The organism is Pseudomonas sp. FW215-R2, assembly GCF_058789255.1.
Genome location: NZ_JBYTBO010000013.1, coordinates 175,817 through 186,062, shown reverse-complemented (window position 1 = coordinate 186,062; position 10,246 = coordinate 175,817). Strand labels below are relative to the sequence as shown.

Annotated in this window: 9 protein-coding genes; 5 read left to right on the top strand and 4 right to left on the bottom strand. The window is 59.7% G+C overall.

The features are described from left to right. The first annotated feature begins 103 nt into the window (after window positions 1-103). Window positions 104-991: a LysR family transcriptional regulator gene (locus AC3WRD_RS19305; protein WP_102622472.1), complete on the top strand. Its 888-nt coding sequence runs from the start codon at window positions 104-106 to the stop codon at window positions 989-991. Window positions 992-994: 3 nt separating this feature from the next. On the opposite strand, the gene AC3WRD_RS19300 is transcribed toward AC3WRD_RS19305, so the two are convergent. Together AC3WRD_RS19300 and AC3WRD_RS19295 are read right to left on the bottom strand one after the other, a co-directional pair. Further along, the gene (locus tag AC3WRD_RS19300; protein ID WP_102622414.1) at window positions 995-2,215 is read right to left on the bottom strand and encodes an MFS transporter; all 1,221 of its coding nucleotides are present in this window, start codon (window positions 2,213-2,215) and stop codon (window positions 995-997) included. 123 nt (window positions 2,216-2,338) lie between these two features. Continuing rightward, complete coding sequence (locus AC3WRD_RS19295; RefSeq protein WP_102622415.1) at window positions 2,339-4,306, bottom strand: alkyl/aryl-sulfatase; 1,968 nt, start codon at window positions 4,304-4,306, stop codon at window positions 2,339-2,341. 103 nt (window positions 4,307-4,409) lie between these two features. Between AC3WRD_RS19295 and AC3WRD_RS19290 the strand changes: the two genes are divergently transcribed. From AC3WRD_RS19290 to AC3WRD_RS19280, 3 genes are all read left to right on the top strand, one after another. Next, window positions 4,410-5,321 carry a LysR family transcriptional regulator gene (locus AC3WRD_RS19290; RefSeq protein WP_102622416.1) on the top strand — a complete coding sequence of 304 codons (912 nt, stop codon included), beginning with the start codon at window positions 4,410-4,412 and terminating at the stop codon, window positions 5,319-5,321. A gap of 104 nt (window positions 5,322-5,425) precedes the next feature. Then, entirely contained in the window at window positions 5,426-7,630 is a 2,205-nt protein-coding gene (locus AC3WRD_RS19285; protein WP_102622417.1) for an OsmC domain/YcaO domain-containing protein, read from the top strand. 76 nt (window positions 7,631-7,706) lie between these two features. Next, window positions 7,707-8,162: a VOC family protein gene (locus AC3WRD_RS19280; RefSeq protein ID WP_102622418.1), complete on the top strand. Its 456-nt coding sequence runs from the start codon at window positions 7,707-7,709 to the stop codon at window positions 8,160-8,162. Between the two features lie 85 nt (window positions 8,163-8,247). On the opposite strand, the gene AC3WRD_RS19275 is transcribed toward AC3WRD_RS19280, so the two are convergent. Next, window positions 8,248-8,712, bottom strand: coding sequence for a hypothetical protein (locus tag AC3WRD_RS19275; RefSeq protein WP_102622419.1), 465 nt, complete (start codon window positions 8,710-8,712; stop codon window positions 8,248-8,250). Then, window positions 8,712-9,395, bottom strand: coding sequence for a hypothetical protein (locus tag AC3WRD_RS19270; RefSeq protein ID WP_102622420.1), 684 nt, complete (start codon window positions 9,393-9,395; stop codon window positions 8,712-8,714). Before AC3WRD_RS19270 ends, AC3WRD_RS19275 begins: the two co-directional genes overlap by 1 nt. A 226-nt stretch (window positions 9,396-9,621) precedes the next feature. Between AC3WRD_RS19270 and msrA the strand changes: the two genes are divergently transcribed. After that, entirely contained in the window at window positions 9,622-10,128 is a 507-nt protein-coding gene (msrA, locus tag AC3WRD_RS19265; protein WP_102622421.1) for a peptide-methionine (S)-S-oxide reductase MsrA, read from the top strand. Window positions 10,129-10,246 lie beyond the last annotated feature (118 nt).

Genomic DNA, 10,246 nt, shown 5'->3' with positions numbered 1-10,246 from the left:
CCCCCCCGCGATGGCGTTTTTGTTGGCAAGACTTCTCTTTGCAAATCCCCCGCCCGCATCTACTCTGCCTGAACTCTCCCCACCCCCGAGCACCCCCGCCATGATGGACAGCCTCAGCGGTATCACGGCCTTCATTCAGGTGGCCGAAACCCGCAGCTTCACCGAAGCCGGGCGTCTGCTGGAGATCTCATCGTCCGCCGTCGGCAAGAGTGTGGCACGCATGGAGGAACGCCTCGGTGTGCGGCTGTTTCACCGCAGCACCCGCAGCGTCACCCTGACCACCGAAGGCGAGCTGTTTCTGGACCGCTGCAAACGCATCCTCAGTGAAGTGGAAGCCGCGCAAATGGAGCTGCTGGAGTTGTCCGCCACGCCACGGGGCAAGGTGCGCATCAGCGTGCCGATCCAGAACGTGCTGATCATGCCGGTGCTGGCCGGGTTCATGCGCGCCTACCCGGACATCGAGCTGGATGTGGACATGTCCGACCGCATGGTCGACGTGATCGAGGAGGGTTTCGACGCGGTGATCCGTACCGGCGCACCTCAGGACTCGCGACTGATGGCGCGCAAGCTCGGTGGCTATCAATTGCAGTTGGTGGCGTCGCCGGCGTACCTGGAGCGCAACGGCGCGCCGACGCACCCGGACGATCTGAGCAAACATGTGTGCCTGCTGCACAAGTTTCCTGCCACGGGGATGATCGAGCGCTGGCCGCTGCGGGTGGGCGACACGCACATCGAGCCGAGCCTTTCGCGTGCATTGACCTGCACCACGATGGACCCGCTGACGTACCTGGCGCTGGATGGGGTAGGGATTGCGTGTCTGCCGGACTTTTCAATCCGTGAGCCGTTGGCCGATGGCCGGCTGAAGGTGGTGCTGGAGGACTACACCGACCACACCGGCAACCTGTGGATGCTCTGGCCTGCGTCGAAGCAGACGGCACCGAGGTTGCGGGTGTTGATCGACTTTTTCAAAGACAACATTCTGAAGGTCTGACACTCAGCGTTGCAGGGTCTCGGCAATCGGCGACTTGCTCAGACCGAAACTGAGCATCACGGCCAGCCCGAGCAGACCGACCCCGGCGCCCAGCCACAGCGGCGAAGCGATGCCGGCATGGTCGACCATCAAGCCACCGAACAACGAGCCTGAGGCGATCGCTACTTGAAATGTGGTGACCAGCATCGCCGAACTCGCTTCCGGCAGTGTCGGCGACGTCAGTTGCATCCAACTGCTGACACCCAGCGGAATCGCCCCGTATGCCACGCCCCACAGCAACACCGCCAGCGTCACGCCCAGCCCCTGCAAGTGCGGCAAGGCCAACTGCACGATCACCATCAGCAACACCACCGCGCCCAGGGAAGCACGCAAGTGCGAAGTAATGGTGCCGGCCATGGCAAAGTTCGCCAGCATGCCGACCAGGCCGAAGCCCAGCAGGATCGCAGTAATCGCACTCGGCGAGAAACCGGCTTCATGGCCAAGGAACGGCGCGATGTAGGTGTACGCCGCGAAATGCGCCGCCACCACCGTGCCCAGCAACAGCATGCTGCGACGTGCATTGCCGCGCGACACATAAGCCAGCAGCGCGCGTACTTTCAGCCCCTCGCTGGAAGGCAGCGAAGGCAAGGTCAGGGCTTGGGCAGCGAGCGCGAGCAGTGCAAGCCCCGCCGTCAGCGCGAGCGACATGCGCCATGAAAACAGGCTGCTGATGAACGTCCCGAATGGCACGCCGAATACGGTCGCCAGGGTGATTCCGGCGAAGATCAGCGCCGTGGCCTTCGCCGCGTTAGAGGTGTTGACCAGTCGCCCGGCCACTGCAATCGCCACAGCCCAGAATCCGCCCAGTGCTATGCCGACAAGTCCACGTCCGACCAGCATGATCGCCAGTGACGGTGCCAGCGCCGAGATCAGGTTGGCGGCCACCAGCAGCAGCGTCAGCAGCAACAACAGATGCCGTCGGTTCATGCGTCCCGCGCCCAGCATGATTGCGGGCGCCGATACCGCCGCGACCATCCCCGGCACGGTGACCATCAATCCCGCGACACCCACAGTGACGTTCAGGCTATCGGCGATCTGCGGCAGGATGCCGACCGGCAGGTATTCCGTGGTGACAAAAGCAAAGGCGCCGAGGGCTACGGAGTACACCGAGAGCCAGTCGCGCCAGGAGGAAGGGACCTCTTGTGTGGCCGTCGCCGTAGTGGGTAATGCCTGTAGATCGTGCATGGGAGAGCTCCACAATAATGAGTGGAGCCATGCTAGGCAGCGCGTGCCTGCGGAAAAACGGGGCACAGTTCCAATCACTGCGGAGCGATTGCTCCACAATCGAATGGCGCTGGCCCCGGTCGATCAATTGCGATCCTGAGCGACGATTGCAAAGTTGCCCGGCGCTTTTTCCAGTAGCCCCAGGAATCTCACCAGATCGACCGTGCTGCCATCGACCTTCAGGTCTTGCGAAGTGAGCGCATCCTTGATTCCCGCAGTGCCGCCCAGCAGTTGCACGAACAGGTCTTTGGTGACGGTCAGCGTTGCGTTGGCATTCGCTGCCGACGGGCCTTTTCGGTAGTGCAGCACGGCGTTCTCGATCCACAGCACGAAGGATTCGCGGGTATCGGTCAGCAGCAGATTGAAGGTCCAGTTCTTGCCATCGGCGGCCGGCCCGTCGAGGCTCGCGGCCATGGCTTCGAGGAAGCGCTCGGTGGGTGTCTGCTTCATCAGTTCTATCAAGTCCGAACGTCTGACGCCTTTGGTGGGCGGGCCGTTGCGCAGTTCCTGAGCGGCGGTCAGGTAGCTGTTGCGCCAGGTCGCGGACTCCGATTGGTAGCCCAGCTGTTCATAGGTCTGGGCCAGCAGTTCCTTGGCGGCCTTGTCGTCGGGTGCGTCGAGAACGGCCTGATCCAACAGTTCGGCCACCCAGCGGTATTCGCCTTTGTCATAGGCCACGCGTGCGGCTTCGACCACCTTTGCGTGGCCGCCCATCAATTCGACATAGCGTTTGGCGGATTCCTTGGGCACCAGCGGATTCAAGTGCGCCGGGTTGCCGTCGTAGGCGCCCAGATACATCTGGTAGATCGCTTTGACGTTGTGTCGCACATCGCCGTAATAACCACGGGTGCCGAAGTACGACGCCAGTGAGTCGGGCAATTGGATTTTGTCGGCGATTTCGTTGGGCGTGTAGCCCGCGTTCATCAGCCGCACGGTCTGATCGTGCATGTATTTATAGACGTCGCGGTGTTTGGTGATGAACTCGCGGATCCGCTCGTTGCCCCAGATCGGCCAGTTGTGTTGGCCGAAATAGACCTCGGTGTCGCCGAGTTCGTCGAGGGCGATCTGCGTGTAGTCGGACCAGCGCAGCGCATCGCGAACCTTGGCGCCGCGAATCGGCAGCAGGTTGTGCATGGTCTGCGCCAGCAATTCCGCACCGCCGTAGGCCTTGCGTTCGGGGATCGAGAAGGTCAGCTCGGCCGGGGCTTCGGCGCCCGGTATGTTGTGAAAGACGAAGCTGACGCCGTCGAGTACGAGTTCCTGCATCGGCTGATCGATGATTTGCGTCGGCGCCAGAATGCCGATGCTGCCGTAGGCGACGTTTTTGCCCAACCCGGTGTCGACCATGCCGGTCGCGCCCGGCGCCAGGTTCTTGCCGAACTGATACATCGAACGGCGCGCCATCGCCGGACCGGCCAGGACGTTTTCGCTGGTTGCTTCCTCCATGAACCCGGCGGGTGCCACTACCGGGATGTTGCGCTGGGCGACTTCGGCGACCGAAGTGATGCCCAGCACGCCGCCGAAATGGTCAACGTGGTCGTGGGTGAAAATGATCGCGGTCACGGGCTTGTCGCCCAGTTGTGCGCGGGCGAATGCCAGGGCTGCGGCGGCGGTTTCCTTCGAGGTCAGCGGGTCGACCACGATCCACCCGGTTTGCCCTTCGATCAACGTCATGTTGGCGATGTCGAAACCGCGCAACTGGTAGATGCCGTCGGTGACTTTGAACAAACCGATCTGGGCGTTGAGCATCGCGTGGCGCCACAGGCTCGGGTTGACCGTGGCGGGGGCCTTGCCTTCGACGAATCTGAATGCATCGAAATCGATCAGCACGGTGCCGTCGGAACCGAGGATCTGCCCGGTCGGCCGGGCGATGAAGCCGCGTTGGGCATCTTCCATGTCCCGGGTGTCATTGAGGTCCAGGCCCTTGATCGTGGCTTCGATCACCGCTGCGGTGGCGGGTGTTGCTTCGCCGCTGGCAACGCTCGGTGGTTTGTCACAACCGGCGAGGGACACCAGCGCCAGGGCGATGAGGGTGTGGCAGGTCGATCTCATTCTTGTTGTTCTCCGATGATCAATCAGCAGAGAGTAGGGAGAGGAGGGTGATGTATCCAATGCATTGTTTACATCCAGCCAATGCGTGGCTAGCATCGGCGACATGGATCTCAAACGACTGACACATCTTCTGGCGCTGGCCGATGAACGCCATTTCGGCCGCGCCGCCGAACGCGTGCACCTCAGCCAACCGGCCCTGAGTCGCAGCATTCAAGCGCTGGAGAGCGAAACCGGCCAGCGCCTGTTCGATCGGGACACCGGCGACGTTCGCCCGACGCCGGCCGGGGAGTTCCTGATCGAGCGGGCGCGGCGGCTGCTGTTCGATGCACGCTCGCTGGAACGTGATCTGGCGCTTTACGGTGATGGCCGGCTCGGCAACCTTGCGTTCGGCGTCGGGCCGTTTCCGGCGGCGATGTTGATGCATCAGGTGGTGCCTCGGTTGCGTCGGGAGTATCCGGAAGTCACCCTGCGGGTAGAGATCAACAACTGGCAGATTCTTGAAGCCCGTTTGCGGGATGAAGCGATCGAGTTTTTCGTCGCGGACATTCGCAATTTCTCGGCCGACACCGATCTGCTGATCCGTTCGCTGGGCCAGGCTTCGGCGGGGTTCTTTGTCCGGCCGAAACACCCGCTGGCCGGGCGCGCGGTGACGATGAGAGACCTGGAAAAGTACGGCATCGCAACGACGCGCCTGCCGGCCGTGGTGAAGGAAGAGACTGCGCATACCCTGGGCATTTCCACTCGCCAGGCCTTGCCGCTTGCGCTTGAGTGCGACGATGTGGCGTTGCTCAGAACGGTGGCCTGTTCGACCGATACCATCCTCGGCGTGATCCACGGCGCAGTGGCTGAAGACCTGCGCATCGGTAACCTGATCGAACTGCAGGTCGTGGACAGACCCGGGCTGCATTCCGAAATCGGCGTCGTCAGCCTGCCCAACAGAAGCCTGTCACCGACCGCCCGCTGTGTGATCGACGCCATCGTCGACGAGATGGCGCAACGCAATATCTCGACCTGAGCGGGGCTCCGGTCGGCGGCCAAAACGCCAAAGCACAAGACTTCCCGCTCAAAAACCGGATAATGGCGGCCATTCTGTTCAGCTCGCTATTCTGGTAGTCCCCCATGGAAATCAAGGTCAACTTTCTCGACAACCTTCGACTTGAAGCCAAGTTCGACGACTTCACGGTGGTGGCCGACCAACCGATCCGCTACAAGGGCGACGGCTCGGCACCGGGTCCGTTCGACTACTTCCTGGCCTCGTCGGCGTTGTGCGCGGCTTACTTCGTGAAGCTGTATTGCGAAACCCGCAATATCCCGACCGATAACATCCGCCTGTCGCAGAACAACATCGTTGACCCGGAGAACCGCTACAACCAGATCTTCAAGATTCAGGTCGAGCTGCCGGCGGACATCTCCGACAAGGACCGCCAGGGCATCCTGCGCTCCATCGACCGCTGCACGGTCAAGAAAGTCGTGCAGGCCGGCCCTGAGTTCGTGATCGAGGAAGTGGAAAACCTCGACGCCGATGCCCAGGCACTGCTGATGCCAGGCGCGAACTCCAGCGTGAGCACTTACATTCCGGGCAAGGATCTGCCGCTGGAGCAGACCATCGCCAACATGTCGGGCATCCTCGCCGACCTCGGCATGAAGATCGAAATCGCCTCGTGGCGCAACATCGTGCCCAACGTGTGGTCGCTGCACATCCGCGACGCGCACTCGCCGATGTGCTTCACCAACGGCAAGGGCTCGACCAAAGAGGGGGCGCTGGCGTCGGCACTGGGCGAGTTCATCGAGCGCCTGAACTGCAACTTCTTCTACAACGATCAGTTCTGGGGTCTGGACCTCGCCAATGCGCCGTTCGTGCATTACCCGGACGAGCGCTGGTTCAAGCCGGGCAGCAATGACGAGCTGCCGACCGAGATCCTCGATCCGTACTGCCTGAAAATCTACAACCGCGACGGCGAGCTGCGTGGCTCGCACCTGATCGACACCAACTCCGGCAATGAAGAGCGCGGCATCGTTTCCCTGCCGTTCGTTCGTCAGTCGGACGGCGAGGTGGTGTATTTCCCGTCGAACCTGATCGAAAACCTGTACCTGAGCAACGGCATGAGCGCCGGCAACACCCTGGCCGAAGCCCAGGTGCAGTGCCTGTCGGAAATCTTCGAGCGCGCCGTGAAGCGCGAAATCATCGAAGGTGAATTTGCATTGCCGGACGTGCCGCAGGAAGTGTTGGCGAAGTACCCGGCGATCATGGCCGGTATTCAAGGCCTGGAAGCACAAGGCTTCCCGGTTCTGGTGAAGGATGCATCGCTGGGCGGTGAGTTCCCGGTGATGTGCGTCACGCTGATGAACCCGCGTACTGGCGGTGTGTTCGCTTCGTTCGGCGCGCATCCGAGCTTCGAAGTCGCGCTGGAACGCAGCCTGACCGAATTGCTGCAGGGCCGCAGCTTCGAAGGCCTGAACGATCTGCCGCAGCCGACCTTCGAAGGTCAGGCGGTCACCGAACCGAACAACTTCGTCGAGCACTTCATCGATTCCAGCGGAGTGGTGTCGTGGCGCTTCTTCAGCGCGCAGGCGGAATACGAGTTTGTAGAGTGGGACTTCACCGGCCAAGGTGAAAACTCCAACGTCGAAGAGGCCGAAACCCTGTTCGGCATCCTCAAGGGCATGGGCAAGGAATCGTACATGGCGGTCTACGAGCACATCGGCGCAACCGCCTGCCGCATCCTGGTGCCGGACTACTCGGAAATCTACCCGGTGGACGACCTGATCTGGGACAACACCAACAAGGCGCTGTTCTTCCGCGAAGACATCCTCAATCTGCATCGCCTGAACGAAGAGGAACTCCAGTCGCTGGTCGAGCGTCTGGTCGAAAGCGAGCTGGATGACTACACCGACATCACCACGTTGATCGGCATCGAGTTCGACGACAACACCGTGTGGGGTCAACTGACAATCCTGGAACTGAAACTGCTGATCTGGCTCGCCCTGGGACAAATCGAGGAGGCTAAGGAAGCGGTAGAGATGTTCCTCCAGTACAACGACAACACCGTCGAGCGGGGTCTGTTCTATCAGGCCGTCAACGGGGTGCTGGAGATGCAGCTGGACGAAGACCTGGAGCTGGCCGACTACGAAGCCAACTTCCGCCGCATGTTCGGCAACGAACGGATGGACGCCGCGATCGGCTCGGTGGACGGCAGCGTACGCTTCTACGGTTTGACGCCGACCAGCATGAAACTTGAAGGCCTCGATCGCCATCTGCGACTGATCGACAGCTACAAGAAACTGCACGCGGCCCGGGCCAATGTGACGGCTTCGGTTCGCTGACAGCGATGACAACAAAAAAGCACCTTCGGGTGCTTTTTTGTTTTTAAGATGGACGCCTGTCAGAAGGAGCGATGCAATGGATCTGAAGTTCAGTCACGTCGATGTGCTGGTCAACAACCTCGAAGAGGCCTGCGCCTACTATGCGCAGATCCTGAAAGCGAGAATCTCCCGGACCCTCGTCTGGGAGCGGGGTGGCCTGCATGTTCGCTACGCAGTAGCGCTGATCGGTCAGGAGCGTTTCATGCTGGTCCAGCCGTTGGCGGGCAACCTAAAGGAGCTGCTGGATTCATCGGGGGAGGGGATGATCTACCGTCACTGCTATTCGACCCCGGACATCGAGAAGGCCTACGACGAACTGGTGATCGCCGGCGTGCAGCCCGAAGACGAAAACGGACAGCCACTGGAACGCGCCAACCTGCAATCACCGTCCGGGACACGCATCATCTGGCTGCCCAAGCGCTTCGGGCATTTCTCTATCGAGATTCTCGAGGAGCAGACGCTGGAGGCGTTCATCGAGTCTGCGTTTGCCTGAGTTTTTTAATGGGGACAGATTCATTTTTAGAATAGATCTGTCCTCTTTAACTCAGACGTGGCTCGTTTGAAGTCTAGTTGGCAGCCTATCCGCGGTGATGGTTTTGTTTTGTTAATGAAACGAACTGATTCGGCCCCCGATAGAGCAAGTCTATGTCGCGAAAATTGATATCGCCGCGATAAATGATTTCCCTGACCCAACTGTACTGGCTGATCGGAAAATCTTCGACCACGACGGCATCGCGAAACGCAAATATGAAACAGTGCGTCGCACTCTGGGCGTAACGCGGCTCGTCAAAAAACAACAGTGTATGTGCTTCCTCAGGGCTGAATGGTTGGGTCGACGGATTCAGGTATATCCCCTGTTTCGCGGCTTGCCCGCGTCGAGCCGTGTTGGGGGCGCACGAAATCTGGCTGGCATTGTTTATCGCCGTATAGCCCAACAGCGAAGTCATGTGAATGTAGATTGGCCGCCCGTTGAATATCCCTGTATTCAACCGTACGTCCACCAAAGTGTCCCGGCCGCCGGTAGGTTTCCATTCGCCTGGCATCAATTCATCCCACTGCTGTACGAAATCAATTGTGCCTTGACCGAGGTCACGACCGATTGATGGGCAAAGGCTGCGGAGTACGCCTTATTGAGTGCAAGCACGTCAGCTGCCATATCGGTGTGATTGTTATACATCCCTTGTCCGATATTGGGATCAAACATGGCGCAGGGATAACTCCAGTTCAGGTACCCGCCGGTTGAACTTTGATTGAGTTTCAAGACCACCGCGTGCGCCCATTGGGCCCCGCCCTTGAGTGTCAGCATCAAGAAGTTCGCGTGGTTTGTTGCGTAGCCGTTCAGGCACGTCAGGATAGAGCCGGCGCTCGTCAACAGACCTGGAACATCTTCGTAGATACTCTGCTGTCCAGCCAATGCCAAAAGCAGCGCGTTGTTGGTGTCAGAGGTAGCGTGACGGCCCATCATGTCCCGTTGCAATGTTGATGCAGAAACATTGTCGAGGGTTTTTACCAGATAGCGTTTGTTGGCCTTGATGTTCCGCACCCACAGGCAGCAATACGCCCAACACATGCCTTCAGACACGGGCGTCACTGTTTCGGAGTGGGCAATACCTCCCTGACTTCCCATCGTCAGCACGACAACGTCGTTGCCTCTGCCCAGATAGTTGCCTTGGTCGAAGTTCGCAAACTCTTTTGCGTGAGAGAAGCACGTTCTATCCAGTGGCATTTTTATATCCTTATAGTCGCTCTCACTGCTGTGGGCTTTCCTTGCTTTTCATTCAAAAGATTAGGTTAGTACTGGATCAGTCGTTCAACCAGTTAGAGTGAATAGAGCGGTAATCATTTTCAAAGGGTGGTCATGCTGCTTGATTTGCGCAGCTCAACCTTGGAATTGGCCAATGCGCCCTCATAACGATGGTTACCTCCAATATCCCTGAAGGGAAGGACAGACCATGACCAGCCAAACCGAAACTGCCATCCTCGCCGGCGGCTGCTTCTGGGGCATGCAGGATCTGCTGCGGCGCTATCCCGGTGTCCTGCAGACGCGCGTCGGTTACACCGGTGGCGATGTGCCGAATGCGACCTACCGCAATCACGGCAACCACGCCGAAGCCATCGAAATCGTCTTCGATCCTGCCGTTATCAGTTATCGGCAGATCCTTGAGTTCTTCTTTCAGATTCACGATCCGACCACGCCCAACCGTCAGGGCAATGATCTTGGCCCCAGCTATCGTTCGGCGATCTATTACCTCAACGAACAGCAACGCGACGTCGCCGAAGATACCGCCGCCGATGTCGACGCCTCACGGCTGTGGCCTGGACGAGTGGTGACCGAAATCGATCCGGCCGGGCCGTTCTGGGAGGCGGAGCCGGAGCACCAGGATTACCTGGAGCGTATTCCGAATGGCTACACCTGCCACTTCATCCGCCCGAACTGGAAGCTGCCGAAGCGCGCCTGAGGTTCTTTAGCGTCAGTGTGAAAGAGGGGAACCGGTCTGTTTTCTGAAAAATGGACCGGTTCTTTTTTGTCCTTGAGTTTGAAAGGTAGCTAAGCAAGTTAGCTATATGCTAGTTTCG

Bases quoted from the DNA above. Each gene is read 5' to 3' on its own strand.
- AC3WRD_RS19305 (WP_102622472.1), top strand. From the start codon at position 104: ATGGACAGCCTCAGCGGTATCACGGCCTTCATTCAGGTGGCCGAAACC.
- AC3WRD_RS19300 (WP_102622414.1), bottom strand. From the start codon at position 2,215: ATGCACGATCTACAGGCATTACCCACTACGGCGACGGCCACACAAGAG.
- AC3WRD_RS19295 (WP_102622415.1), bottom strand. From the start codon at position 4,306: ATGAGATCGACCTGCCACACCCTCATCGCCCTGGCGCTGGTGTCCCTC.
- AC3WRD_RS19290 (WP_102622416.1), top strand. From the start codon at position 4,410: ATGGATCTCAAACGACTGACACATCTTCTGGCGCTGGCCGATGAACGC.
- AC3WRD_RS19285 (WP_102622417.1), top strand. From the start codon at position 5,426: ATGGAAATCAAGGTCAACTTTCTCGACAACCTTCGACTTGAAGCCAAG.
- AC3WRD_RS19280 (WP_102622418.1), top strand. From the start codon at position 7,707: ATGGATCTGAAGTTCAGTCACGTCGATGTGCTGGTCAACAACCTCGAA.
- AC3WRD_RS19275 (WP_102622419.1), bottom strand. From the start codon at position 8,712: ATGCCAGGCGAATGGAAACCTACCGGCGGCCGGGACACTTTGGTGGAC.
- AC3WRD_RS19270 (WP_102622420.1), bottom strand. From the start codon at position 9,395: ATGCCACTGGATAGAACGTGCTTCTCTCACGCAAAAGAGTTTGCGAAC.
- msrA (WP_102622421.1), top strand. From the start codon at position 9,622: ATGACCAGCCAAACCGAAACTGCCATCCTCGCCGGCGGCTGCTTCTGG.